Source organism: Rhodococcus mengyinensis (assembly GCF_048381435.1).
In the GTDB taxonomy this organism is placed as follows: domain Bacteria; phylum Actinomycetota; class Actinomycetes; order Mycobacteriales; family Mycobacteriaceae; genus Rhodococcus_F; species Rhodococcus_F opacus_D.
This window is the reverse complement of sequence record NZ_JBLWIT010000127.1, coordinates 136,565-161,801: the sequence shown is the minus strand read 5'-3', so window position 1 is coordinate 161,801 and position 25,237 is coordinate 136,565. Positions and strand designations below refer to the sequence as shown.

The following is a 25,237-nucleotide window of genomic DNA, read 5'->3' as shown; positions in this document are numbered from 1 at the left end:
TCCTGTCGGACAACTCCCCTACGGTGGCGGAGTGACGTCGCCTTGGTCGGAGGGACAGGTCGCATCGGTCGCCCCCGATGCCGGCTCGCTCGCTGCCGCCGCAAAGCTGTCGGCCGCGTGGTCGGAGACGGGCAGCAACGGTGGCGCGCTCTGGGGTCTGTGCCAGGGCAGCGGCAAGAGCCCCTATCGATCGGTCGTCGATCTCTCCGGGCCGGCGTACAACTGCTCGTGCCCGAGCCGGAAATTTCCCTGCAAACACACGCTCGGATTGTTGCTGATCTGGTCGCACGGCCGGGTCCCGGAGCGGTCCGAACCGCCGCCGTTCGCGGCGGACTGGCTGAGCCGCAGAGCGGGGCGGGCAGCCGCGCCGGCGGCTGCCGCCACCACGACGGCCGGTGCGAAGGCCACCGAACGCCGGACCGAGCGGGTGACGGCGGGCCTCGACGAACTCGACCTGTGGCTCACCGACCAGATCCGCGGCGGGCTCGGCGCAGCCGACATCTCGGCATCCGCGTTCGACGCCATCGCCGCCCGCATGGTCGACGCGCAGGCGCCCGGCGTCGCGTCCGCCCTGCGTCGCCTGCCGATCGTCGTGGCCACCCGCGCCGACTGGCCGGACCGGCTGCTCCGCGAGTACGCCAGGCTGCACCTCCTCGTCGTCGCCCATCGCCGTCTGAGCGAACTACCGGAACCACTGCAGGCGTCGGTGCGCTCACACGTCGGGTACCCGGTGGCCACCGACAGCGTGCGCAGCGAGCCGGGAGTCCGTGACCGGTGGATGGTCCTGGGAATGCAGACAACCGAGGAGAAGCGCCTCTTCACCCGCAAGGTGTGGTTGATCGGCCGCGACCACGGTCGGCGCGCGATCCTCCTGGACTTCGCGTACGGCTCCGCGAACTTCTCGACAGTGGTCCCGCCGCTCGGATCGCTCGTCGACGCCACCGTGCACTTCTACCCCGGCGCCGCGCCGCTGCGCGCCCAGTTCGGCGACGCCCACGAGACCCCCGAACCGTTCACCACGGTCGCACCGAGCGACATCGACACCGCTCTCGACCACTTCGCCGCCGCGGTCGGCGCCGACCCGTGGGTCCGCTCGTGGCCGGCGCTGCTCACCGGCGTCACCCCGGCATTCGACGACGGGCACTGGTTCCTCGTCGACGCGCAGGGGCGCGCGCTGCCGCTGTCCGGCGAAGACCCGGTCCTGTGGCGGCTCCTCGGAATGTCCGGCGGCCGTCCCGTCACCGTGTTCGGGGAGTGGACCAGCGAATCGCTGGTTCCCGTGTCGGTGTTCGATCGCGGCGACGTGTTCCCGCTCGGGCCCGGCACGCCCTCGCCCGCGGCGGCGGGGAGCCGGCGATGAGCGAACTCCTGTCCGCCGCCCTGCTCGGCACGGCACGGTCCACCCCCTCGTTCGAGGATCTGGCCACCGGCGAACTGACGCAAGCGGTCAGCGGTGATCCGGCGGAGACCCTGCTGGGCGCCGCCGCGCTCGAGAACGCATACCGCGACGGCGGGGTCGCCGCCTCCGCGCGCGTGCTGCCCGCCCCCGCCGAGGACGATCCGCGGCTGCAGTTGCCGTCCGCGTCCGCGTCGCACCTGATGCAGTTGCTCGCAGCCAAGTCGTGGACGCTCACCGAGTGGTTCGCGGTCGTGGCCGAGCGGAATTACCGCGCGCCGGATCATCTCGTCGCCGACCTGATGGCCGTGGCTCGCACCAACGACGCCCACCGCGAGAGCATCCTCCGACTGGTGGGCCCCCGCGGCCAGTGGCTCGCCGCGCAGAACCCGGACTGGTCGACGCTGGTCCGCCGATCCGATCGCACCGACGTGTGGACGCACGGCGCACACCAGGAACGACTGCAATGGCTCACGGCGATGCGGGCGGTGAACCCGGCGATCGCGATGACCGAACTGAGCCGCACCTGGGATTCCGAACGGGGCGAGCACCGGGCGGCGTTCATCGCCGTTCTGGGAACGGGGCTGAGTGATGCCGACTCCGCATTGCTCGAGCACGCACTCGACGACCGGCGGAAAGAAGTGCGCCAGCAGGCGGTCCAGTTGCTGCGCCAGCTGCCGAACTCCGCATACGCCGAGCGGATGGCCGCTCGCGCCCGGGCATGGGTGCGCGTGGAGAAGAAGCCGCTGCGCACCCGTCTCGTGGTGAACATGCCCGGCTCCCTGGATGATTCGGCCCGTCGCGACGGCATCGAGGACGTCCATTTCAAGAACAAGGGAATCCGCAGCTGGTGGTTGCGGATGGTGGTCACCGCCGCCCCCTTGTCGGTGTGGGAAGGCATGATCGGCTCCGCCTCCACCGCGTTGGAGATCCGGATCGAAGACCAGTGGCGGGAGGTGATGATGGAGGCGTGGACCACCGCGACCGTGCTGCAGCGCAATCCGCGCTGGGCGTCGGCTCTGCTGCACCGCGAAGGGCGGACAACCGAACGTCGCGTCGTGCCGATCGTCCCCGCCCGCGAACGCCTCGCATACATTCTGTCGGGTCGCGCCGACTCCTACCTGCTGGGCGTCGACGGCGCCGCCCTGTTCGACGGCCTGCCCCACCCCTGGCCGCTCGACCTGGCCGAGCGGGTGATCGCTCGCCTCGAGGACGTCGCCGGGCGGCACGCCGCGACCGGCAAGGACCTCGGGCAGTTCTCCCGGCACAGCCACTACTCGACCCTCCGCAGCGCCGAGACGCATTTCCCGTTCGCTGCGGCGCCGCTCCTCCGCGCAGCAGCCGAACGCACCCGTGATCCCGGCTGGCACCAGGCATTCGCCACCGTCGCCACCAACATCGACCACCGCAGAACAGTCCTGAAGGAGCTCGAGTGACCGAGATCGCGGCCGCCCAGGCCGACCTGCTACGACCCCACGCCGAGCAGGCCTACGCCGACGAACTCGCCGCCCTCGCCGCGCACGACACCCGGCCCCGGCCACCGTCGTGGAAATTGTCTCCGTGGGCGGTCGTGACGTACCTGCTCGGCGGCGAACTCGACGACGGCACCGTCATCACCCCCAAGTACGTGGGTCCCCGCCGGCTCATCGAAGTGGCCGTCGCGACGCTCGCGACCGACCGCGCGCTGCTTCTGCTCGGCGTCCCCGGCACCGCCAAGACGTGGGTGTCCGAACACCTGTCGGCGGCGGTCTCCGGCGAGTCGACCCTGCTCGTCCAGGGAACGTCGGGGACGCCGGAGGAGGCCATCCGGTACGGCTGGAACTACGCGCGGCTGCTCGCCGAGGGTCCGACAGCGGGTGCACTCGTTCCGTCCCCCGTCATGACGGCCATGCAGGGCGGGCGGATCGCACGGGTCGAGGAACTCACCCGCATTCCCGCCGATGTGCAGGACGCGCTCATCACCGTGCTGTCGGAGAAGACGCTGCCCATCCCCGAACTGGGCACCGAGGTGCAGGCCGCCAAGGGTTTCAACCTGATCGCCACCGCGAACGACCGCGACCGCGGGGTCAACGAACTGTCCTCCGCGCTGCGCAGACGGTTCAACACGGTGGTCCTGCCGCTTCCCGCCGACGAGGAGGACGAAGTCGCCATCGTCGCGCGGCGCGTCGAGCAACTCGGGTCCTCGCTGGAACTGCCGGAGATCCCGGCGACCGTCGACGAGATCCGGCGCGTGGTCACCGTGTTCCGCGAACTCCGGTCGGGCGTCACCGGCGACGGCCGCACCAAGCTGAAGTCGCCGTCCGGAACGCTGTCCACGGCGGAGGCGATCTCCGTCGTCACCAACGGACTCGCCCTCGCCGCGCACTTCGGCGACGGGGTGCTCCGCCCGTCCGACGTCGCCGCCGGCATTCTCGGGTCCGTGCTGAAGGACCCGGTGGCCGACAAAGTGGTGTGGATCGAATACCTCGAGGCCGTGGTCCGCGAACGGGAGGACTGGGGCGACTTCTACCGGGCGTGCCGCGAGGTCACCGGGTGAACTCCGACGTCCGTGTTTTCGGCATCCGCCACCACGGGCCCGGTTCGGCACGATCGGTGCGGCGGGCGCTCGACGAATTCGTCCCCGACGCCGTCCTGATCGAAGGGCCCGCGGACGCCGATCCACTGGTCGCGTTGACCGCCTCCGACACCATGGAACCTCCGGTGGCCCTGCTCGCGTATGCCACCGGGGAGCCCCGGACGGCGGCATTCTGGCCGTTCGCCGTGTTCTCCCCGGAGTGGCAGGCGCTGTCGTGGGCGGCCGGACGCGGCGTCGACGTCCGCTTCTGCGACCTTCCCGCCGCCAACACCCTCGCCGCAGACGACTCCGAGCCCCGTACCGAGGATCCGCTGACCCAGTTGGCCGCCGCGGCGGGCTACGACGACACCGAACGCTGGTGGGACGCCGTCATCGAATCGGGGTCGGGTCCCGACTCGTTCGACGCGATCACCGAGGCCATGACCGCCCTGCGGGACACCGTCGAACTCGACGAGCCCACCAGCAGGCGCGAGGCGTACATGCGGCAGACGCTGCGGAAGGTGATCAAGGGCGGCGCCCAGCGGATCGCGGTGGTGTGCGGCGCCTGGCACGCCCCGGCCCTCGCCGGTCCTCTCGGACCGGCCACCGCGGACGCGCGAATCCTCAAGGGAATCCCCAAGATCAAGACCTCGCTCACGTGGGTGCCGTGGACGCATTCGCGGCTGTCCGCGGCATCGGGGTACGGCGCCGGGATCACCTCCCCCGGCTGGTATCACCACCTGTTCACCGCACCGGACCGGACGATCACCCGCTGGCTCACGAAGGTCGCGCGGGTGCTGCGGGACGAGGACCTTCCGGTGTCGAGTGCGCACGTCATCGAATCCGTCCGTCTCGCAGACACGCTGGCGGCGATGCGAGCGCGGCCGCTCGCCGGGCTCTCCGAGGTCACCGAGGCCACCCGCGCCGTGATGTGCGACGGCGACAACGTCCTGCTCGACCTCATCACACGGCGACTCGTCGTCGGCGAGGCACTCGGCGCCGTCCCGGAAAACACCCCGACGGTTCCCCTCGACGCCGACCTGCGGGCGCGGGCGAAGACGCTGCGCCTCAAGCAGCAGGCCACCGAGAAGACCATCGACCTCGACCTGCGCCGAGACAACGACGTCGCGCGGTCCCGGCTCCTGCACCGCCTGCAGATCCTCGGTGTCGACTGGGGCACGCCGGCCGACAGTGACATCCGCGGCACCGGCACATTCCGTGAGACGTGGTCCCTCACCTGGAAACCCGAACTGGCGGTGTCGATCATCGAGGCGTCGCTGTGGGGCACCACCGTCGAGGCCGCGGCGACAGCGAAGGTGCGTGAGGAGGCGTCGGCCGGCGACGTCTCGCTCGCCCAGCTCACCGGGCTGCTCGAGCAGGCCCTCCTGTCGGATCTCGGCGATGCGCTGGCCGAACTGCTGCGGGCGCTGGAGACGGCGGCCACGCTCGACCACGACGTGATGCACCTGATGGATGCCCTGCCCGCGCTCACCCGCACCTTGCGATACGGGGACGTCCGTGGCACCGACGTCTCGTCCCTCACCCGCGTCACCGACAGCCTGCTCGTCCGCATCTGCGCCGGACTGCCCACCGCGATATCGGGTCTGGACGACGACAGCGCACTCGACCTGCGCCGCGCCGTCGACGACGTCCACGCGGCGGTGATGCTGCGCGACGACGATCGTGCGTCGGCGCGGTGGCTCGGCACACTCGCAGGCCTCGTCGACCGCAGGGACGTGAACGGCCTCGTGATCGGACGCATGGTCCGATTGCTCCGCGACGCAGGCACCGTCAGCGAAACCGAGTCCGCCACCCGACTGTCGCGGGCGCTGTCCGTCGGCGCCGATCCCTCCGCCAAGGCGGGGTGGGTCGACGGCTTCCTCGGCGGCGGTGGGCTGCTGCTGGTCCACGACCGGCAACTGCTGCAACTGCTCGACGGATGGGTGTCGGGGCTGCGCGAGCAGGACTTCGTCGACGTACTGCCACTGCTGCGGCGCACGTTCGGCGGGTTCGAAACCGGGGAACGCCGGGCGATCGGGCAGTCCGTGGAGGGCGGGTCCACCGCCGATGCCCGCGCCGAGGTCGACGCTCGCCGGGGCACGATCGCGATCCGGACCGTCGCGGACATTCTGGGGGTGACGTCGTGACCGAAGACGCGGAGCGGCTACGCCGGTGGCGGCTGCTGCTGGGCAACGCCGCCGAGGAATCCACCGGCGGTCTCGCGTCCAAGGCGGACGCGGCGATGGACGGCGCTCTGGCCGCCCTGTACGACACCAGCAGCGAAGGGTCGAAGAGCCGCCGTCGCGGCGCGGGTCTCGGCGGATCGGCGCCGAAGGTCGCGCGCTGGCTCGGCGACATCCGCACCTACTTCCCGAGCAGCGTCGTGCAGGTGATGCAGAAGGACGCCATAGACCGGCTCGGCCTCACCCAGCTGCTCCTCGAACCCGAACTGCTCGACGCCGTCGAACCGGACGTCCACCTCGTCGGCACGCTGCTGAGCCTGAACCGGGTGATGCCCGAGACCAGCAAGGCCACCGCCCGGATGGTCGTCGAGAAGGTGGTCCGGGAGGTGGAGGAACGGATCGCGCAGAAGACCAGGACCGCCGTTACCGGTGCCCTGAACCGGTCGGCCCGCATCACCAACCCCAAGTACCGCGACATCGACTGGAATCGCACGATCCGCGCCAACCTCGCGCACTACCTCCCCGAGTACAAGACGGTGGTGCCGGAGCGGCTGCTGGGATACGGCCGCCGATCGCAGGCCGTGCACCGCGACGTCGTCCTCGCCATCGACCAGTCCGGGTCGATGGCGTCGAGCGTCGTGTACGCGTCCGTGTTCGGCGCGGTCCTCGCCTCGATGCGCGCGCTGAAGACGTCGCTGGTCGTGTTCGACACGGCGGTCGTCGACCTCACCGACAAGCTGTCCGATCCCGTCGACGTGCTGTTCGGCACGCAACTCGGCGGCGGCACCGACATCAACCGGGCCATCGCCTACAGCCAGTCACTGATCGACAGACCGACCGAATCGCTGTTCGTGCTGATCTCGGACCTGTACGAGGGCGGGATCCGCGCGGAGATGCTGCGGCGGATGGCGGCGATGACGAACGCGGGCGTCCAGGTGGTTGTTCTGCTGGCACTGTCCGACGACGGCGCCCCGTCGTTCGATCACGACAACGCCGCGGCCCTCGGGGTGCTCGGCATTCCCGCATTCGCCTGCACCCCGGACAAGTTCCCGGAACTGCTGGCGCTCGCACTCGAACGCGGCGACATCGGCAGGTGGGCGGACGGTCTTCAGACGGAGTGACCGCGGGTCAGCCGGCAGCCATCCGGCGGTCGCTGTGCAGTTCGGGGTGCGCGTCGGCGCGGATCCTGAGCAGGACCAGTCCGGAGACCGAGGCGACGATCAGCGATGCGACCGTCCAGGGAACGTGCAGTTCGGAGATCCCGACTCCCGCACCGACGAGTCCCACGAAAAGCAGGCTCCACATGATCGCTTTGACTGGACCGGACCCCATGGCAATGCTCCTTCACCGAGATTACGTACATCCCCCGTGAGTTCTGGTGTGCGCGCAGAACGTTAGCCGCGTCACACTGGGGTCCCTGTGCGACACGTCGTAAACGCTCTTTCCGATACCAATCCGAGACCTGGACCCGTGAGTACTTATTAACCGCGGGCGGTTAATAAGTACTCACGGGGGCGGCTAGATGATGCTGATGGTCCCCTGGGTGGTCGCCGACGCGAGCACCCGCAGGTGGTCGTCGGACCCGCCGAGGGTGTGCTCGATGGCCGTCAGCCGGCTCACGTAGTGTCCGACCGGATACTCGGCCGTCATGCCGATGCCGCCGTGCATCTGGATCGCTTCCTGCCCGATCGTGCGGGCGGAGCGGCCGATCTGCAGCTTGGCGCGGGAGGCGACCACCGGATCGACGGTTCCGTCGGCCAGCGACATCGTCGCGTAGAGACTCATGCTGCGAGCCAGTTCCAGCAGCACGTACATGTCGGCCGCACGGTGCGTGAGCGTCTGGAACTTCGCGATCGGTACACCGAACTGCTTGCGGGTCTTCAGGTACTCGGTGGTCAGTCGCAGCGCTTCCTCCATCGCGCCGACGGCCTCCGCACACAGTGCCGCCTGCGCCCGGATCTGCGCGCTCTCGATCGCCGACGACGCGTCGCCGCCCGCACCGAGAGGCTCCGCCGGGGTGTCCGACAGTTCCACCTGCGCGGCCCGCAATCCGTCGTGGGTCGCGTAGGCGGTGCGGGTCAGGCCGCTGGCATCGGCGTCGACGAGGAACAGTCCGACCCCACCGTCCGGGAGTGCCGCCGTGACGACCAGGGTGTTCGCACTACCGCCGTGCGGAACGGGGTTCTTGGTACCAGTGAGGGTCCACGCGTCGCCGTCCTTCTTCGCGGTCGTGGACACCTGGGTGGACGGCCAGCGCACCCCCGGTTCCCGATCGGCGAAGGCCAGCAGGAGGTTGCCCTCCGACACGTCGGGCAGAATCCGGCGGCGCTGCTCCGTGCTGCCGGCCGCAGCGATCAGGCCGCCGGGCACGAGCACGGCATCGAGGACGGGTTCGGGCGCGAGGCGGCGGCCGATCTCGGTCATCACCGACGCGACCTCGACAGGTCCGGCGCCCATTCCGCCGTCTTCCTCGTCGAAGCTCAGACCCAGCAGTCCGACCTCCGCGAGTTGCTTCCACACCTGCGGGCTCCACCCCTGCTCGGTGTCGGTGACGGCGTTGCGCTTCTCCGCGTCGTAGCTGCGGCCCAGCAGTTCGCGGGTGGTGTCGCGCAGCAGTTTCTGTTCGTCGGTCAGTTCGAAGTCCATGTCACGCCCTCACAATCCGAGGATCGAGGAGGCGATGATGCTGCGCTGCACTTCGCTCGATCCGCTGTAGATGGAAACCTTGCGGTAGTTCAGATAAGTCGGAGTCGTCCGCTGCGCCCAGAGCGGCGAGGCGATGCCGTCACCTGCGGCGAAGGGCAGGGAGTCGGGTCCCGCGACGTCGGTCAGCAGTTCGAGTGTGGCCTGCTGCAGTTCGGACCCGCGCAGCTTCAGCAGCGACGACGCCGGGTTCGGCTTGCCGTCGGCCGAACTGGCCACCACCCGCAGCTGGGTGAGTTCGAGCACGATGATCTCGTTCTCCAGTTCGGCGATCCGGGCGGCGAACAGCGGATCGTCGAGCAGCGTCCCCTCGCCGACCGAGATCTCGGCTGCGCGTTCCTTCGCCTGCGCGAGACGGACTTTAGAAAATCCCAGCCGGGTCACACCGGTGCGCTCGTTGCCGAGCAGGAACTTGGCGTAGCTCCAGCCCTGGTTCTCCTCGCCCACGAGGTTCTCGGCCGGCACGCGCACGTCCTCGAAGAAGATCTCGTTGACCTCGTAGCCGCCGTCGATCAGCTTGATCGGGCGCACCGTGACGCCGGGCGTCTTCATGTCGACGAGGATGAACGAGATGCCGGCCTGCTTCTTGGGGGCGTCCGGGTTGGTGCGGGCAAGGACGAAGATCCAGTCGGCATGCTGCGCGAGGGTGGTCCACGTCTTCTGGCCGTTGATCACGTAGTCGTCGCCGTCGCGGACGGCGCGGGTCTTCAGCGACGCGAGGTCGGAGCCTGCCTCGGGTTCGGAGAATCCCTGGCACCACCAGATGTCGAGGTTGGCGGTCGGAGGAAGGAACTTCTCCTTCTGCTCCTGCGAACCGAAGGCCGCGATGACGGGGCCGACCATGCTGGTGTTGAACGCGAGCGGCTCGGGTACCGACGCGAGCTGCAGTTCGTCGAGCCAGATGTGCTTCTGCACCGGAGTCCAGTCGCGGCCGCCCCACTCGACCGGCCAGTGCGGCGTCGCGAGCCCGTTGGCGTTCAGAATCCGCTGGGACTCGATGAACCCTTCCTTCCCCACTTCTTCACCACGCGCATACCGCTCGCGGATCTCCGCCGGAATCTGCGTGGTGAAGAACGTTCGCATCTCGTCGCGGAACGCCAGCTCCTCGTCGGTCAAGGCCAGATTCATCGGAATTCCTTCGCACTCGAGGTCGGATTCATGTTCTGTTCCCGACGTTACTCCCTCGTGCGACTCCGCCGCCCGTGAGTACTTGTTAACCGCCCGCGGTTAACAAGTACTCACGGGTCAGGCGGTGCGAAGGACGAGCAGATACGCACCACCGGCGGCGTCGATCTGCGTCTCGACGTTCAGTTCCGGTGCAAGACGGGACAACCTGTCGAGCAACCACTCCGCCGCGTCCTCGGCGTCCGATTTGCCCGGGCATCGCGCCACCGCCACCCGTCCGCCCTTGCGGCCGAGTTGTTCGACCACACCGATGATCGGGGCGGGATCGACGACGAACAACCGGTCGGGCCACGGCACGACCGGTTTGACGGCACCCTTCTTGGTGTTGCACGCCCGGTGCGCGAGGCGTTCGACGCCGCCCTTCGCCTTGGCCTTCTTCGCGGTGACGACGCTGTCGATGCTGGGGCCACGCGGATCGTTGACCGACATGTCGGGGTCCACCGGTTCGTCACACAGCCAGCAACGCCACGACTCGCGGTCGCCGACCTCTCGAAGAGTACTCATGGGCGCCAACGCTACCCGGACGACTGAACCGGATCGAAGCCCGAAATCAGCCAGTTGTCGCCGGACTTGGTGAGCTCGACGGTGATGCTCGTCGCCGTTGCCGCCGGTTCCGGTTTCGCCGCACTGGTGGTGGTCTGATTGACGAACAACAGCACCGTCGCGGTGTCGGCCGCCACCTCGACCGGACCGGACGCGGCCACCGTCGCCTGGGTCGCGACCTGGCTCTCCTTGGCCGCCGGGACGACGACGTCCGTCGTGAACTGTGTGTAGTAGTCGAGGAACTCCCCCGTCAGGCGTTCCTTCGCGGCGCCGACGTCGTTCTCCACCGTGTCCGGCTTGTAGGACAGCAGGGCGATCGCGCCCTGCGAAGCGGTGTCGGTGACGGTGGCGCGGACGGCGTCGTCGACGCGCTGGTCGGGTCGGTAGAGCGCGAAGTACAGAACCCCCCGCCAGCACGGCCGCGGCCACGGTGAGCGCGCCCAGAATCAGGAGGAGTCTGCGGGACTTCGGCGATGCGTCGGTACTCACTGCACGAACCCCGCCTTCACGATCTTGTACGTGCCGTCCTCGAGTTGCATCGTCACCCGCATCCGCTGACCGCGCGGCTCCTCGGCCGCGCCGCCCGCATTGGACACCTTCTGCGCGACCGCGACGAGCACGTCCGCGGAGTCGCCGTTCTGCGTCTCGATCGCAGCCTGGCGCACCTCCCCCTGGGACTTGACCTTGGCCTCCTGCATGACCGCGATGAGGTCCTTGGATCGGGCTTCGAATTCGTCGCGGAATTCTCCGGCCGAGCCGTCGAGCACCTTCTGCACGTCTTCGTCGGCCTTCTCGAAGTCCATCGTCGTCAGATTCACGACGCCCTGCCGCGCTGCTTCGAGGATCTCAGATCTCTGCTGAGCCTCCTGCGCCGCCTGCCGGTGTGTGTAGCCGAAGTAGCCGCTGACCGCGACGAACGCGAGTGCGAGGACGGCCAGAACCACCACACCCGCGGTGACGGCCGACGTCCGGGCCTGGGGAGCGGCGTCCTCACCGGTGGGCTCTTCCGCCATGGGGTTCCTTCCGTCGGGCTGCATCTGTGTTACCTGCATCACGTCAGATGCTACCGGGTAGTCATATCAAATATTTTTGGGTGTCTCCCGTCACGGGATCCGCGGACGGAAAGGCGCGTGGGAGACCCCGCGTACGGTCGGTGATCATTACTGTTGAGGAGAAGGCAGGCGACTCGAAGGGGATCCACGATGACCAGCGATTCAGGGGCACGCAGCCGCGTGCAGTTCGGTGCCGGGGCGACGCCGGAACTCGTCAGTTCCGAGGGACGGACCATCATCGCGGACGCCGTGGTCGCCAAGATCGCCGGGATCGCCACCCGTGAGATCAACGGCGTCTACGACGTGGGCGGCGGTACCGCGCGCGCTGTCGGCGCCCTCCGCGATCGGATCCCCGGCGCCCGCGTCAACCACGCCCAGGGTGTCGCCGTCGAAGTCGGCGAGAAACAGGCCGCAATCGACATCGGCATCGTCGCGGAATACGGTGTCGCACTGCACGAACTCGCGGTCGGCATCCGGCGCAACGTCATCGCGGCCGTCGAGCGCATGACCGGGCTCGAAGTGACCGAAGTGAACATCACCGTCTTCGACGTCATGCTGTTCGACGAATCCGAGGCCGCGTCCGAGCTCGACGGCAAACCGAGGGTGCAGTGACCGGACCACTTCCATCGGACACCCACGCCGAGGACATCTCCGAACGCATCGTCGCCGCCGTCCTCGCCACCCCCGGAGTGGCAGCGATGCACGGCGGCGCGTTCGGTGAAGTCGCGACCTACCTGCCCGGACGCCGGGTGACCGGGGTGACCGTCGGCCCCACGTCCTGTGCCGTCCACCTCGCGGCTCGCTACCCCGCCAACGTCGTCGACACCGCCGAAAGAGTGCGGGCCGCAGTGGAATCGCTGGTGGACGTCCCCGTCGACGTGACCATCGAAGATCTCCTGACAGAGACAGGACAATCTCAATGAACAGCACAATCACAGGCCTGATCGTCGGGTTACTTCTCGCCATCGCCGGCATCCTCGGTGGTTTCAGCGGATTCGTCTTCGCCGTCCTCCTCGGCGCGCTGGGCATGGCCGTCGGCGCGCACCGCGACGGCCACCTCGATCTCGGCGCCATCCTCCGAAGCCGCGGCCGTGGCTGAACCCTTCACCGCACCCCCCGCCGGTCCGCATGACGACGCGGCGCTCGACGACACCGCCCTGCGCGGCGAACTGGTCATCAAGGAGCGCGCCGTCGTGAAGATCGCCGTCGCCGCAGCACTCCAGGTACCCGGCGTCGTCAAGCAGTCCGGTGGGCTGTCCCGCCTGACGGGGCGGGAACTCCCCCGCGCCGACGTCTCGACGGGAGCGGGCGCCGTCGCGATCAACCTGTACATCGCGGTGCAGTGGCCGTGCCACCTCGACCTCGTCAACCGCCGGCTCCGCGCGCAGGTGCACCGTCAGGTCGAGCAGATGACAGGCATGCCGGTCATCGAACTCAACATCGTGGTCGTCGGAACGGAATCCGCCGCCCCCGAAGACAGTTCAACCGAAGGCCGTTACTCCGAACAGGGCGATCCGGCCGTGCCGCCCACCCCGGTGGCGCCCCTCCGGCCACGCACGCCGCGCGCGACCCCGGCCGCTGTGCCCGCCGCGATCATCGTCGCCGTCGGAGCCCTCGGTCTCGCGGTCGTCGCAGCGCGTGAGCTGCTCATCATGCGCGGCACCTTCGCCAACGCGCCCTGGATCCGCAACACCGTGCAATGGCTGGGCCGGCTGCACTGGTCCGAGTGGATCGTCCCCGTCGCCGCAGGCGCGATCGTGCTGGGGGTCGTGTTCATCGTCGCGGCCCTCAAACCGCGGCCGCGCACCCACCTGCCGCTCGCAGTCGGTGACACCCCGATCGTCTGGCTCCGCCCCACCGACCTCGCTCGCAACTCCAGTAGCCACGCCAAGACCGTCCCCGGGGTGCTGTCGGCGCACACGACGGTCGACCGCAAACACGTCACCGTCCGCGTGGTGCGCACCGAGTCGACACCCGCCGGCGACGTGGCCATCTCCGTCCGCGAGGCCGTGGAACCGACGCTGTCGCTGCTCGGCACGTCCCCCGAACTCCGAGTGCAGGTGAAACCGTGAGACATCGGACCGCCGCCGTCAACCGGGTCATCGTCCTGCTCGTCGGGCTCGCACTCCTCGGATTCGGCGCGTACGCCCTGGCCTGGGACCTGCATGTTCCGATCGTCCGCGAATGGGTGTCGCGGTACGACCGCGCGCGTGTCACCGCACTCCCCGACCAGGACTGGTGGGGCTGGGCGCTCGCCGCGACGGTCGTCGTGGGGCTGGTCTTCGGGATCGTGCTCCTCGCCCTGGACCTCACCCGGCGACGCACGTCCCCCGTCGCCGTACCGGACCGCGAATCGGGCACCTACGTCACCGTCGACCTCGGCTCCCTCGCCAACGGAGTCGCCAGCGAACTCGCGCAGTACCCCGGAGTGCGGCAGACACGCGCTCGCGCCGTCATCGAACGCGGACTCCCCACCCTGTCGATCGTCGTGACCGCCGACCCCACGCTCGACCTGTACGACTTCACCCGCAAATCCGAGGACGTCGCGTCCTGGGTCGCATCGACCCTCGGCGGTGAAGAGGTCGCCACCCAGGTCCTGCTCCACCTCGACCGCGCCGACCACCCGGTGCACGTCGAAAGCTGACACGCGGCGTTCCGGTCTCGGTAGGTTCGGTGCCATGGAATACGTGGTGTTCTACGCGACCGATCCGACCACCGCCGCCAGGATTCCGGAGATCTATCCACGACACCGGGAGTACCTCGACGCGTTCGCCGCGGAAGGTGGGCTGCTCGGTATCGGACCGTTCGACGACCCGGCGAGCAACGGGTCCATGGCGATCTTCAGCAGCCGCGAGCGCGCAGAACAATTCATCGCCCGCGACCCGTTCGTCCTCGAGGGCATCGCGCATCCCAGCGACATCCGAGAATGGGATGCGTTGAACTACCGCTGAGTGTCACACCCCGAAAACGCCAATGGCGCCCACCCCGGAGGGTGAGCGCCATTGGCGTTGGTGGAGCTAGATCACTTGTTGATCTTCGTGACCTTGCCGGCGCCGACGGTACGGCCGCCTTCGCGGATCGCGAAGCGCAGGCCCTCGTCCATGGCGACGGGCTGGATCAGCTTGACGGACATCTCGGTGTTGTCACCGGGCATGACCATCTCGGTGCCCTCGGGCAGCGTCACAACGCCCGTCACGTCCGTGGTACGGAAGTAGAACTGCGGACGGTAGTTGTTGAAGAACGGCGTGTGGCGGCCGCCCTCGTCCTTGGACAGGATGTACGCCTGGCCCTCGAACTCGGTGTGCGGGGTGGTGGTGCCGGGCTTGACGACAACCTGTCCACGCTCGACATCTTCGCGCTTGATACCACGAACCAGCAGACCGACGTTGTCACCGGCCTGGCCCGAGTCGAGGAGCTTGCGGAACATCTCGATACCCGTGACCGTGGTCTTGGTCTTGGTTTCCTTGATGCCGACGATCTCGACGTCCTCGTTGACGTTGATCACGCCACGCTCGATACGCCCGGTGACGACGGTGCCACGACCGGTGATCGTGAAGACGTCCTCGACGGGCATGAGGAAGGGCTTCTCGGTCTCGCGGACCGGGTCCGGGATGGACTCGTCGACCGCAGCCATGAGCTCGAGGATGTTCTTGGTCCACTCCGGGTCGCCCTCGAGCGCCTTGAGTGCGGAGACCTTGACAACCGGAGCGTCCTCGTCGAACTCCTGCGCAGCGAGGAGCTCACGGACCTCCATCTCGACGAGCTCGATGATCTCGTCGTCGTCCACCATGTCGGCCTTGTTCAGGGCGACGAGGATGTACGGCACGCCGACCTGGCGGGCGAGCAGCACGTGCTCACGCGTCTGGGGCATCGGGCCGTCGGTGGCCGCGACCACGAGGATGGCGCCGTCCATCTGCGCCGCACCGGTGATCATGTTCTTGATGTAGTCGGCGTGACCGGGAGCATCGACGTGCGCGTAGTGGCGCTTCTCGGTCTGGTACTCAACATGCGAGATGTTGATCGTGATACCGCGAGCCTTCTCCTCAGGAGCCTTGTCGATCTCGTCGAAGGCCGAAGCCTCGTTGAGATCCGGGTACGCGTCGTGCAGAACCTTGGTGATGGCCGCGGTCAGCGTGGTCTTGCCGTGGTCGACGTGACCGATGGTGCCGATGTTCACGTGCGGCTTCGTCCGCTCGAACTTCGCCTTCGCCACTGTGTGTCCTCCTGGACTGATTGATGCTTGCGGTATGCAGCAGTGCGGTTGTTATTACTGGGTCGTGCTTCGGCCGGCTGGAACCGAGGTTACTCGCCGGTCGCCTTGGCGATGATTTCCTTCGAGACGTTCGCGGGAACCTCTGCGTAGGAATCGAACACCATGGAGAAGTTCGCCCGGCCCTGGGTCTTCGACCGCAGATCACCGATGTAACCAAACATCTCCGAGAGCGGAACCAGCGCCTTCACGACACGGGCACCACTGCGTTCCTCCATGGCCTGGATCTGGCCACGGCGGGAGTTCAGGTCGCCGATCACGTCACCCATGTATTCCTCGGGTGTGGTGACCTCGACAGCCATGAGCGGCTCGAGAATGACCGGGCCGGCCTTGCGGGCGGCTTCCTTCAGCGCCTGCGAACCGGCGACCTTGAAGGCCATTTCCGACGAGTCGACGTCGTGGTAAGCACCGTCGAGCAGCGACAGCTTCAGGTTCACCAGCGGGTAGCCGGCGAGAACGCCGTACTGCATCGCGTCCTGCGCGCCTGCATCCACGGAAGGGATGTACTCGCGAGGGATGCGACCGCCGGAGACCTTGTTCTCGAACTCGTAGGTGGCACCGTCTTCGCCGACGAACGGCTCCAGCGCGATGATCACCTTGGCGAACTGGCCCGATCCACCCGTCTGCTTCTTGTGGGTGTAGTCGTGCTTCTCGACCTTCTTGGTGATGGTCTCGCGGTAGGCAACCTGCGGCTTGCCGACGTTGGCCTCGACCTTGAACTCGCGACGCATACGGTCGACGAGGATGTCGAGGTGGAGCTCGCCCATGCCGCCGATGACGGTCTGGCCGGTCTCCTCGTCGAGCTCGACGGAGAACGTCGGGTCCTCTTCGGCGAGCTTCTGGATCGCGGTGCCCAGCTTCTCCTGGTCGGACTTGGTCTTGGGCTCGATCGAGACCTGGATGACCGGGTCCGGGAAGCTCATGGACTCGAGCACGATCGGGGCGTCCTGTGCACACAGGGTGTCACCGGTCGTGGTGTCCTTCAGACCGATCATCGCGTAGATGTGGCCGGCCACGGCCTCGTCGACCGGGTTCTCCTTGTTGGCGTGCATCTGGAAGAGCTTTCCGATGCGCTCCTTCTTGCCCTTGGTCGCGTTCATGACCTGGGCGCCCGGATCGATCCGGCCGGAGTACACGCGGACGAACGTCAGCTTGCCGAAGAACGGGTGCGAAGCGATCTTGAAGGCCAGAGCCGAGAACGGCTCTTCCTTGCTCGGCTTACGCGTGAGGATCTCTTCTTCGTTGCCCAGGGCGTGACCCTGGACCTCGCCGATGTCCAGCGGGTTCGGCAGGTAGTCGATGACCGCGTCGAGCATGGGCTGAACGCCCTTGTTCTTGAACGCGGAACCGCACAGAACCGGGTACAGCTCGGAGTTGACCGTCATCTTGCGGATGGCGCCCTTGATCTCCTCGACGGAGAGCTCCTCGCCGGCGAAGTACTTCTCCATGAGCTTTTCGTCGGACTCGGCAACCGTCTCGAGCAGCTTCTCGCGGTACTCGGCAGCCTTGTCGGCGAGATCGGCCGGGATCTCCTCGATGGTGGGCTCGGCGCCGATGGCGACCGTGCCACGCCAGGTGACAGCCTTCATCTCGACCAGGTCGACGACGCCGTCGAAGTCGTCCTCGGCGCCGATCGGCAGCTGCAGGACGAGCGGCTTCGCGCCGAGGCGGTCGATGATGGTCTGGACCGTGAAGTAGAAGTCCGCGCCCATCTTGTCCATCTTGTTGACGAAACAGATGCGCGGAACGTCGTACTTGGCGGCCTGACGCCACACCTGCTCCGACTGGGGCTCGACGCCCTCTTTGCCGTCGAACACTGCGACGGCGCCGTCGAGCACGCGGAGCGAACGCTCCACCTCGACGGTGAAGTCGACGTGGCCCGGCGTGTCGATGATGTTGATCTGGTTGTTGTTCCAGAAGCAGGTCACCGCGGCAGAGGTGATCGTGATGCCGCGTTCCTTCTCCTGTTCCATCCAGTCCGTGGTCGAGGCACCGTCGTGCGTCTCACCGATCTTGTAGTTGACACCGGTGTAGAACAGGATGCGCTCGGTGGTCGTGGTCTTGCCGGCATCGATGTGCGCCATGATGCCGATGTTGCGGACCTTGTTCAGGTCGGTCAGCACTTCCTGTGCCACAGGATTCTTCCCCGCTCGTAGCTCGTGTATCGGGTGTCGGCCTCCCCGGTGTTCCACCAGCGGGGCCATTGTCTCGAGTTGTAGATCAGCCGGTCCCCGGTAGGGGCCCGACGTGCGACGACGCCGGAGCAGTCACGGTAGGTGACTGCTCCGACGTGACGTCACCAGCGGTAGTGGGCGAATGCCTTGTTGGCTTCGGCCATCTTGTGAGTGTCCTCACGGCGCTTCACAGCGGCACCCAAGCCGTTGCTGGCATCGAGGAGCTCGTTGGCGAGACGCTCGACCATGGTCTTCTCGCGGCGCTGCCGGGAGAAGGTCACGAGCCAGCGGAGCGCGAGGGTGGTGGAGCGGCCCGGACGGACCTCGACCGGCACCTGGTAGGTGGCGCCACCGACACGGCGGCTGCGGACCTCGAGGGCGGGCTTGACGTTGTCCAGTGCGCGCTTGAGGGTGACGACCGGGTCGGTGCCGGTCTTCTCGCGCGCCTGCTCGAGTGCTTCGTAGACGATGCGCTCGGCGGTGGACTTCTTGCCGTCCAGGAGAATCTTGTTGACGAGCTGCGTCACCAGGGGCGAACCGTAGACCGGGTCGTTGATGAGCGGACGCTTCGGAGCGGGGCCCTTACGTGGCATTAGCTCTTCTCCTTCTTGGCGCCGTAGCGGCTGCGGGCCTGCTTGCGGCCCTTGACACCCTGGGTATCGAGCGAGCCACGGATGATCTTGTAGCGCACACCGGGGAGGTCCTTCACACGACCACCGCGGACGAGCACCATCGAGTGCTCCTGCAGGTTGTGACCCTCGCCCGGGATGTAAGCGGTGACCTCGACGGAGCTGGTCAAGCGCACACGCGCGACCTTACGGAGCGCCGAGTTCGGCTTCTTCGGGGTGGTGGTGTACACGCGGGTGCACACGCCACGACGCTGCGGGCTGCCCTTGAGGGCTGCCGTCTTGACCTTCGCGGTCTTGTCGCGGCGGCCCTTGCGGACCAGCTGGTTGATGGTTGGCATTTACCGGCTTTCTTCGTGTTGAACAGACTGCTCTGGACAAGCAACCTTGGCTGTTCTGAAATTAGGGATCTAGCAGTTGGGGCAAGAGAGCTGCTGCCCCTCACCCGCACCTCGAGCTGCACCCGAGGTCGGGTGTGTCGCATACCCCCACACAGGCAGCCGGATGCTCGTTCCATGCAGAAATCTGCACGAACGCGCGCACGGCAATACCTCGCTAGGCACACAGATCGGCCCGGGCATGCCGGACACGACCCACAACGATACCCGGCGGCGCGCCGGAAGGTCAAAGTGGGTTGGCAGTGGTAAGGGCTGACCTGCGATGTGGGGTACCGCTCGGAGCTGTCGGTACGGACACGGGCACATCAACTACTCAGATTGAGCGTCAGATCCGCAAGCGTCGATGCCGCTTCACACGGGTCTGCCGCCCCCGTCTGGAACTGTACCCACCAGCCGACGACGCCTGCGGAGGGAGATCCGACCGTCACTCCGCACGCCCCCGGATCGCCGGGGGGACGCATCACCACGGCCTTGCGGCCCTGGATGGTGGAGGACTCCACGGTGTACCCGAGCTTCTCGCCTGTCGACTTCTCCGTGTCGAGGGAACCCGTCTCGAACCAGTTGAACGTCACCTTCACGGGACCGTTGGCGCCGACCGCGTCCCAGCGGCAGATCGCGCCGAAGAAACCCCGTTCGATGGCGTCGGCGCCGACGGTCTGGGCGATCTGTTCGTCGGCGACGGCGTTGCACTCCTCCAGCAGGGCCGTGAACTGTTCGGTGTCACCGGACGGCGACGCCCCTTCAGCCCTGGGTGAGCCCTCGATCGTCGACCCGCACCCCGCGATCAGCCCGACCGCGGTGGCCGCGGCCAGCACCCGCACCGCACGCCACGTCCCGCTGCTCATCACTCCCCCGCTCACTTGGCCCTCGACACGCTGAGTTCGGCGAGATCGCGCGCCACCGTGCACGGATCCGCCGCGGGTTGCGCATCCGCGTACATCACCGACCAGTGCACGAAGTCACCCCCGAACTCCACACCGAGTTCGCACAGAATTCCTTCGGACGACGCAATGAATCCGGGATGCCCCTGGATGTCGATGTCGGTGGCCGGCCTGCCGATCAGCTCGGAACCCGCCCGCTCGCGGCCGATGGGGCTGCCGCGGTACCAGGAGAACGTCACGCTGGGACCGCCTATACCCGCGGTTTCCCACTCGCAGCCGACGGAATTACGCGTCACGCCGGTGAAGGTCGGCATCCCGAACGCCTTCGCCACCTCGTCGTCGGTGACCGAACCGCACTGACCGAAGAACGGGCCCGGATCGGTCACCTGCGGGAGTTGCTGCGCGGGGGGTTCGGTACCGGAATCGTCTCTGTCTCCCCCACAGCCGGCCAGACCGGCCGCGACGGTGATCAGGACGAGCGCTCCCCATTTCCGGCCCATGGTCGGTGACTCTACCGATCCCCGCGCTCTTTGCCCGGTCAGTCGAGAACGGCCACGTCGAGGCTCCGCGGCTCTACCGATTCACCGCTCCGCGGTAGTGCCGCGTCCAGCTGCGCCGCCCACTGCCGCACGATCTCCGCCCGTCGTTTGGAGTCGTCCGTGAGCACGTCGGCCAGACCGAGTCCGCGGGCGAGATCGAGGGTGGCCTGGACGAGCCGGTGCGCCACCGGGTCGGCGTCGTCGAACCCGAAGTGTTCGACGGCGGTGCGGTGCGCGACCCGCCCGAACCGCTCCTCGAGCGGCACGATCCGGGCCCGGAGTTCGGGGTCGGCTGCGGCGGCCGTCCAGACCTGCAGCGCCGCCTTGAACAGGGTGCCCGTGTAGTAGTCGACGAGCCGCGACACCACCGCCTCGGTGCGTCCCTCCCCGGTCGGCAGATCGGTGGCCTCGCGCCGCGCCTGCTCCATCCGCGCGTCGAACATGACCTCGAGCGCCGCGGTGATGAGGTCTTCGCGGGTGGGAAAATGGTGCTGGGTCGCGCCGCGGGACACCCCGGCGCGCTGGGCGACGAGACTCACCGTGGTGGCACCCCAGCCCAGCTCGGCGAGGCAGTCGATGGTGACCTCGAGGAGATGCCCGCGCGTGACCCGGCTACGGTCCTGCTTCGGTTCGCGGGTCATGTGTCACTTCCTCTCGTCGCGCTGCGCGCCCGTGAGCGGGTGACGAGTCCAGAGACTCGTCAACCACGCGCGGGGCCGGAGGCCCATCTCGGCGGCCGCTTCTGCAGAAACGCCATCATGCCCTCCCGCGCCTCCTCGGATTCGAACAGCCTCGCCGACTGGGCGGTCAGCTCGTCGGTGTAGCGGTCGAAATCGGCGAGCACACTTCGCGTCGTCAGGGTCTTCGATTCGGCCAGACCCTGCGGCGACGCCTGCCGCAACTGGTCCAGCAACTCCTCGACGGTGTCCTCGGGATCCTCGGCGGACTCGCTGATCAGCCCGACGGCCTCCGCCTCGTGGGCACCGAACTTCTCGCCCGTGAGGAGGTAGCGGCTCGCCGCGCGCGAATCGATACGCGGCAGCACCGTCAACGAGATGATCGACGCGGCAAGTCCGAGCCGGACCTCGGTGAGCGCGAACGTGCTGCGCGGGCCGGCGACGGCGATGTCGCAGGCCCCGACCAATCCCATGCCCCCGGCCCTGACGTGACCGTCGATCCGGGCAATCACCGGCTTGGGCAACTCGACGATGGCCCGCAGCAGGTCGGCCATCTGCCGGGTCCGCGAGCCGACGTCGCCGGACGTCTCACTCAGATCCGCCCCGGCGCAGAACGTGCCGCCGGTGTGGGTGAGGACGACGCCGCGGACGTCGTTGTCCGCGGCGGCGTCCCGCAATCCCTGCAGCAGTTCGTCCACGAGCCTGCCGGAGATCGCGTTCCTGTTGTGGGGCGAATCGAGGGTGAGGGTGGCGAACCCCCGGTTCACCTCGTACCGGACGTACCGGTCGGTCTCCACGTCGGTCATGTGCTGTCCGTTCGACATCAGTACGACTTCGGCAGCCCGAGCGAGTGCTGGGAGACGAAGTTCAAGATCATTTCCCGGCTCACCGGGGCCACACGGGCGATGCGTGCCGCGCCGAGCATCGCCGCGAGACCGTATTCCTTGGTCAGGCCCGCGCCACCGTGCGTCTGGACAGCCTGGTCGAGTGCCTTGATGCTGGCTTCGGCGGCGGCGTACTTGGCCATGTTGGCGGCCTCGGCGGCGCCGAAGTCGTCGCCGCTGTCGTAGAGGACGGCCGCCTTCTGCATCATCAGCTTGGCGAGTTCGAGTTCGATCTTGATCTGCGCCAGCGGATGCGAGATGCCCTGGTGCGCGCCGATCGGCTCCTTCCACACCGTGCGTTCCTTCGCGAACCGCACCGCGGCGTCCAGCGCGTACCGGCCCATGCCGATCGCCATGGCGGCGCCGAGTATGCGTTCGGGGTTGAGACCCGCGAACAGCTGCATCAACGCCGCGTCGGCCTCGCCGACGAGCGCGTCGGCGGGCAGCCGGACGTCGTCGAGGAACAGCATGAATTGGTGGTCGGGCTCGACGATGTCCATCTCCATCGGCGTCTTCACGAAGTTCTCGGCGTCGGTGGGGACGATGAACAGTGCAGGCTTCAGCTTGCCGGTCTTCGAGTCCTCGGTCCGCGCGACGATCAGCACGGCGTCGGCCTGGTCGACCCCGGAGATGTAGATCTTGTTCCCCGACAGCAGCCAGTCCTCAGCTTGACCATCACCCCTCGCTTCGCTCGACCGGACCCGACGCGCGGTGGTCGTGATCTGGTGCGAGTTCGAACCCGCGTCGGCCTCGGTGATGCCGAACGCCATGATCTTCGAACCGTCGGCGAGGCCGGGGAGCCAGGCCTGCTTCTGCTCCTCGGTGCCGTACTTGCCGATAATCGTGCCGCAGATGGCCGGCGACACGACCACCAGCAGGAGGCCGGCGCCGTGGGCCGCGAGCTCTTCCTGAACGAGGGCGAGTTCGTAGATGCCTGCCCCGCCGCCCCCGTATTCCTCGGGGAGATTGACGCCGAGGAAGCCGAGTTTGCCCGCCTCGTTCCACAATTCGGTCAGCGGTTCGCTGCGCCGCGCCCGGGGCAGCACGTAGTCGATGTAGTTGAACCGCTCCCCGAGCCTCGACACGGAGGCGCGGAGTTCCTTCTGTTCTTCGGTCTCGATGAAGCTCATAGTTCTCCTCCAGGCTGCGCTGCTTCGACTACTGCAAGGACCGTTCCCACGTCGACCTGCTGACCGGCGGTCACGGAAAGTTCGGTGAGGACACCGGAGGCCGGTGCCTTGATCGTGTGTTCCATCTTCATCGCCTCGAGCCACACGATCGGCTGACCGGCGGTCACGGTGTCGCCGGCCGCGGCGCCGAGGCGGATGACGGAACCCGGCATCGGCGCGAGCAGCGACCCCTCGGCGACGACGGCGCTAGGATCGGTGAATCGCGGTGCGGCGTGCAGGCTCACCGGGCCCAGGGCGGAGTCGACGAACACGTCGTCCCCGTACCGGGACACCGCGAACGAGCGGCGCAGCCCCGCGACGTCCAGTGCGACGTGCCGCGCCGTGGCCGACACGAGCGCGACGTCGTCGAAGCCCTCGGCCTTCAGCCCGTACCGGGTGAGCAGGTACCGGATCTCGAGGTCACCGCCTCCGCCCGTGAACGTCTTGCTCTGCGGTGCGGACGCCAGGTTCCGCCATCCGCTGGGCAGCGAGGTGTTCACGGTCGCGACGTCGCGGTTGTGCGCGGCGTCCGCGAGTGCGGCGGCCAGCGCCGACAATCGCTCGGCGTCGGCCGAGGCCAGCGGACGGGCCAGCACGTCCAGCCCGTGCGTGTCGAAGAACGCGGTGTCCGTGTCGCCGGCGAGGAATGCCGGGTGGCGGAGCACGTTGACGAGGAGGTCGCGGTTGGTGCGCAGTCCGTGGATCTGCGCACGACTCAGGGCCGTGGCCAGCCGGGTGGCCGCCTGTGTGCGGGTGGGCGCGAACGCGATGACCTTCGCGAGCATCGGGTCGTAGTGCACGCCGACGGTGGATCCGTCGACCACGCCGGAGTCGAGGCGGATGCCCGGGGTGCGGAGAACGTCGAATTCGACCGCGTTCTCGGGTAGGTCCAGGCGGTGGACCGGTCCGCTCTGTGGCTGCCAGTTCTGCGCCGGATCCTCGGCGTACAACCGGACCTCGATGGAATGGCCGGACACCGCCGGCGATTCGGCGCCGAGCGCCTGCCCGGACGCCACCTGCAGTTGCAGTTCCACGAGGTCGAGGCCGGTGGTGCATTCGGTGACCGGGTGTTCCACCTGCAGCCGGGTGTTCATCTCGAGAAAATAGAACTCGCCCGCGTCCGGGTCGTCTCCCCCTCGCTCCGCTCGACCGGAGTCATCTCCCCCTCGCTCCGCTCGACCGGAAGCCAGGAACTCGACCGTCCCCGCACCCTCGTAGTCGATCGCTTTCGCCGCGAGCCGGGCGGCCTCGAACAGTCGCTCGCGCATCCCGGGGACGGCTTCGACCAACGGCGACGGCGCCTCTTCCACCACCTTCTGGTGCCGACGCTGGATGGAGCATTCACGCTCCCCCACCGCCCAGACGGTTCCGTGCCGGTCGGCCATCACCTGGACCTCGATGTGCCTGCCCGTTTCCAGGTATCGCTCGCAGAACACGGTCGGGTCGCCGAAGGCCGACTGCGCTTCGCGGCGGGCTCCTTCCAGCTGTTCCGGGAGGTCCGCGAGCTCACGCACGACACGCATGCCGCGTCCGCCGCCACCTGCGGACGCCTTGACGAGAACCGGCAGGTCCGCTTCGGTGACGGCGCCCGGGTCGAGTTCGGCCAGCACCGGGACTCCGGCGGCAGCCATCATCTTCTTGGACTCCACCTTCGAACCCATCATCTCGATGGCGGGCGCGGGCGGCCCGATCCACGTCAGCCCCGCGTCGTGGACGGCGCGCGCGAAGTCCGCATTCTCGGAGAGGAACCCGTAGCCGGGGTGGATGGCATCGGCGCCGGCGAGCAGTGCCGCCTCGATGACGAGGTCACCGCGCAGGTACGTGTCGGCGGGACTGTTGCCCGGCAACCGGACCGCGGTGTCGGCCTCCGCGACGTGCGGGCTGAGGGCGTCGGCGTCCGAGAACACGGCGACGGTCCCGATGCCTGCGCGGCGGCAGGTGGCGAAGACGCGGCGGGCGATCTCACCGCGATTGGCAACCAGTACGGACTGGATCATTTCGGG

Annotated in this window: 27 protein-coding genes; 11 read left to right on the top strand and 16 right to left on the bottom strand. The window is 68.0% G+C overall.

Annotated features, from left to right (window positions below; all coding sequences use genetic code 11):
- Window positions 1–31: 31 nt before the first annotated feature.
- Genes ACNJ7E_RS30070 through ACNJ7E_RS30050 form a run of 5 tightly spaced genes read left to right on the top strand, consistent with a single transcriptional unit; the run spans window position 32 to window position 7,254 of the window.
- Entirely contained in the window at window positions 32–1,360 is a 1,329-nt protein-coding gene (locus ACNJ7E_RS30070; RefSeq protein ID WP_418341656.1) for an SWIM zinc finger family protein, read from the top strand.
- Window positions 1,357–2,832: a DUF5691 domain-containing protein gene (locus tag ACNJ7E_RS30065; protein WP_418341655.1), complete on the top strand. Its 1,476-nt coding sequence runs from the start codon at window positions 1,357–1,359 to the stop codon at window positions 2,830–2,832. The genes ACNJ7E_RS30070 and ACNJ7E_RS30065 overlap by 4 nt, the downstream gene beginning before the upstream one ends.
- A complete protein-coding gene (locus ACNJ7E_RS30060; protein WP_280779970.1) occupies window positions 2,829–3,932 on the top strand; it encodes an ATP-binding protein in 1,104 nt (367 codons plus the stop codon). The genes ACNJ7E_RS30065 and ACNJ7E_RS30060 overlap by 4 nt, the downstream gene beginning before the upstream one ends.
- Window positions 3,929–6,097, top strand: coding sequence for a DUF5682 family protein (locus ACNJ7E_RS30055; RefSeq protein ID WP_418341654.1), 2,169 nt, complete (start codon window positions 3,929–3,931; stop codon window positions 6,095–6,097). The genes ACNJ7E_RS30060 and ACNJ7E_RS30055 overlap by 4 nt, the downstream gene beginning before the upstream one ends.
- Window positions 6,094–7,254 (top strand): VWA domain-containing protein, encoded by a 1,161-nt coding sequence (locus ACNJ7E_RS30050; protein WP_280779968.1) that lies wholly within the window; start codon window positions 6,094–6,096, stop codon window positions 7,252–7,254. The genes ACNJ7E_RS30055 and ACNJ7E_RS30050 overlap by 4 nt, the downstream gene beginning before the upstream one ends.
- A 7-nt stretch (window positions 7,255–7,261) precedes the next feature.
- On the opposite strand, the gene ACNJ7E_RS30045 is transcribed toward ACNJ7E_RS30050, so the two are convergent.
- The 6 genes from ACNJ7E_RS30045 to ACNJ7E_RS30020 all read right to left on the bottom strand — a co-directional run bounded on the left by ACNJ7E_RS30045 (window position 7,262) and on the right by ACNJ7E_RS30020 (window position 11,577).
- Entirely contained in the window at window positions 7,262–7,465 is a 204-nt protein-coding gene (locus tag ACNJ7E_RS30045; RefSeq protein ID WP_005252231.1) for a hypothetical protein, read from the bottom strand.
- A gap of 186 nt (window positions 7,466–7,651) precedes the next feature.
- The gene (locus ACNJ7E_RS30040) at window positions 7,652–8,779 is read right to left on the bottom strand and encodes an acyl-CoA dehydrogenase family protein (protein WP_280779967.1); all 1,128 of its coding nucleotides are present in this window, start codon (window positions 8,777–8,779) and stop codon (window positions 7,652–7,654) included.
- Between the two features lie 9 nt (window positions 8,780–8,788).
- Entirely contained in the window at window positions 8,789–9,964 is a 1,176-nt protein-coding gene (locus ACNJ7E_RS30035; protein WP_418341653.1) for an acyl-CoA dehydrogenase family protein, read from the bottom strand.
- A 117-nt stretch (window positions 9,965–10,081) separates the two neighbouring features.
- Window positions 10,082–10,525 carry a hypothetical protein gene (locus ACNJ7E_RS30030; RefSeq protein ID WP_005252226.1) on the bottom strand — a complete coding sequence of 148 codons (444 nt, stop codon included), beginning with the start codon at window positions 10,523–10,525 and terminating at the stop codon, window positions 10,082–10,084.
- 11 nt (window positions 10,526–10,536) lie between these two features.
- Entirely contained in the window at window positions 10,537–10,872 is a 336-nt protein-coding gene (locus tag ACNJ7E_RS30025) for a hypothetical protein (RefSeq protein ID WP_489686848.1), read from the bottom strand.
- 177 nt (window positions 10,873–11,049) lie between these two features.
- On the bottom strand, window positions 11,050–11,577 hold the full coding sequence (locus ACNJ7E_RS30020) for a hypothetical protein (RefSeq protein WP_418341651.1): 528 nt from the start codon (window positions 11,575–11,577) through the stop codon (window positions 11,050–11,052).
- A gap of 189 nt (window positions 11,578–11,766) precedes the next feature.
- Here ACNJ7E_RS30020 and ACNJ7E_RS30015 point away from each other — a divergent pair, with 189 nt between their 5' ends.
- The 6 genes from ACNJ7E_RS30015 to ACNJ7E_RS29990 are packed head-to-tail and all read left to right on the top strand — an operon-like array spanning window position 11,767 to window position 14,567.
- Window positions 11,767–12,228, top strand: coding sequence for an Asp23/Gls24 family envelope stress response protein (locus ACNJ7E_RS30015; protein WP_005252221.1), 462 nt, complete (start codon window positions 11,767–11,769; stop codon window positions 12,226–12,228).
- Complete coding sequence (locus ACNJ7E_RS30010; RefSeq protein WP_280779963.1) at window positions 12,225–12,539, top strand: Asp23/Gls24 family envelope stress response protein; 315 nt, start codon at window positions 12,225–12,227, stop codon at window positions 12,537–12,539. The genes ACNJ7E_RS30015 and ACNJ7E_RS30010 overlap by 4 nt, the downstream gene beginning before the upstream one ends.
- Entirely contained in the window at window positions 12,536–12,715 is a 180-nt protein-coding gene (locus ACNJ7E_RS30005) for a hypothetical protein (RefSeq protein WP_005252219.1), read from the top strand. Before ACNJ7E_RS30010 ends, ACNJ7E_RS30005 begins: the two co-directional genes overlap by 4 nt.
- A complete protein-coding gene (locus ACNJ7E_RS30000; RefSeq protein WP_280779962.1) occupies window positions 12,708–13,688 on the top strand; it encodes a DUF6286 domain-containing Asp23/Gls24 family envelope stress response protein in 981 nt (326 codons plus the stop codon). The genes ACNJ7E_RS30005 and ACNJ7E_RS30000 overlap by 8 nt, the downstream gene beginning before the upstream one ends.
- On the top strand, window positions 13,685–14,260 hold the full coding sequence (locus tag ACNJ7E_RS29995) for an Asp23/Gls24 family envelope stress response protein (RefSeq protein ID WP_009474621.1): 576 nt from the start codon (window positions 13,685–13,687) through the stop codon (window positions 14,258–14,260). Before ACNJ7E_RS30000 ends, ACNJ7E_RS29995 begins: the two co-directional genes overlap by 4 nt.
- 34 nt (window positions 14,261–14,294) lie before the next feature.
- Window positions 14,295–14,567, top strand: coding sequence for a YciI family protein (locus ACNJ7E_RS29990; protein WP_280779961.1), 273 nt, complete (start codon window positions 14,295–14,297; stop codon window positions 14,565–14,567).
- 71 nt (window positions 14,568–14,638) lie between these two features.
- Here the strand turns inward: ACNJ7E_RS29990 and tuf are convergent, their stop codons facing one another.
- The 10 genes from tuf to ACNJ7E_RS29940 form a co-directional block, all read right to left on the bottom strand.
- Window positions 14,639–15,829 carry an elongation factor Tu gene (gene tuf / locus ACNJ7E_RS29985; protein ID WP_005252203.1) on the bottom strand — a complete coding sequence of 397 codons (1,191 nt, stop codon included), beginning with the start codon at window positions 15,827–15,829 and terminating at the stop codon, window positions 14,639–14,641.
- An 89-nt stretch (window positions 15,830–15,918) separates the two neighbouring features.
- Window positions 15,919–18,021, bottom strand: a complete 2,103-nt coding sequence (fusA, locus tag ACNJ7E_RS29980; RefSeq protein WP_005258137.1) for an elongation factor G — start codon at window positions 18,019–18,021, stop codon at window positions 15,919–15,921.
- Window positions 18,022–18,182: 161 nt separating this feature from the next.
- The gene (gene rpsG, locus ACNJ7E_RS29975) at window positions 18,183–18,653 is read right to left on the bottom strand and encodes a 30S ribosomal protein S7 (protein WP_005252199.1); all 471 of its coding nucleotides are present in this window, start codon (window positions 18,651–18,653) and stop codon (window positions 18,183–18,185) included.
- Window positions 18,653–19,027 carry a 30S ribosomal protein S12 gene (gene rpsL, locus ACNJ7E_RS29970; RefSeq protein ID WP_005252198.1) on the bottom strand — a complete coding sequence of 125 codons (375 nt, stop codon included), beginning with the start codon at window positions 19,025–19,027 and terminating at the stop codon, window positions 18,653–18,655. The genes rpsG and rpsL overlap by 1 nt, the downstream gene beginning before the upstream one ends.
- A gap of 362 nt (window positions 19,028–19,389) precedes the next feature.
- A complete protein-coding gene (locus ACNJ7E_RS29965) occupies window positions 19,390–19,929 on the bottom strand; it encodes a DUF3558 domain-containing protein (RefSeq protein ID WP_280779960.1) in 540 nt (179 codons plus the stop codon).
- 11 nt (window positions 19,930–19,940) lie between these two features.
- Window positions 19,941–20,465: a DUF3558 domain-containing protein gene (locus tag ACNJ7E_RS29960; protein WP_418341650.1), complete on the bottom strand. Its 525-nt coding sequence runs from the start codon at window positions 20,463–20,465 to the stop codon at window positions 19,941–19,943.
- 38 nt (window positions 20,466–20,503) lie between these two features.
- Window positions 20,504–21,145: a TetR/AcrR family transcriptional regulator gene (locus ACNJ7E_RS29955; protein WP_418341649.1), complete on the bottom strand. Its 642-nt coding sequence runs from the start codon at window positions 21,143–21,145 to the stop codon at window positions 20,504–20,506.
- Window positions 21,146–21,204: 59 nt separating this feature from the next.
- Entirely contained in the window at window positions 21,205–22,005 is an 801-nt protein-coding gene (locus ACNJ7E_RS29950) for an enoyl-CoA hydratase family protein (protein ID WP_418341648.1), read from the bottom strand.
- Entirely contained in the window at window positions 22,005–23,195 is a 1,191-nt protein-coding gene (locus tag ACNJ7E_RS29945) for an acyl-CoA dehydrogenase family protein (protein ID WP_105418848.1), read from the bottom strand. Before ACNJ7E_RS29945 ends, ACNJ7E_RS29950 begins: the two co-directional genes overlap by 1 nt.
- The gene (locus ACNJ7E_RS29940) at window positions 23,192–25,231 is read right to left on the bottom strand and encodes an acetyl/propionyl/methylcrotonyl-CoA carboxylase subunit alpha (protein WP_280779956.1); all 2,040 of its coding nucleotides are present in this window, start codon (window positions 25,229–25,231) and stop codon (window positions 23,192–23,194) included. Before ACNJ7E_RS29940 ends, ACNJ7E_RS29945 begins: the two co-directional genes overlap by 4 nt.
- Between the last annotated feature and the right edge of the window lie 6 nt (window positions 25,232–25,237).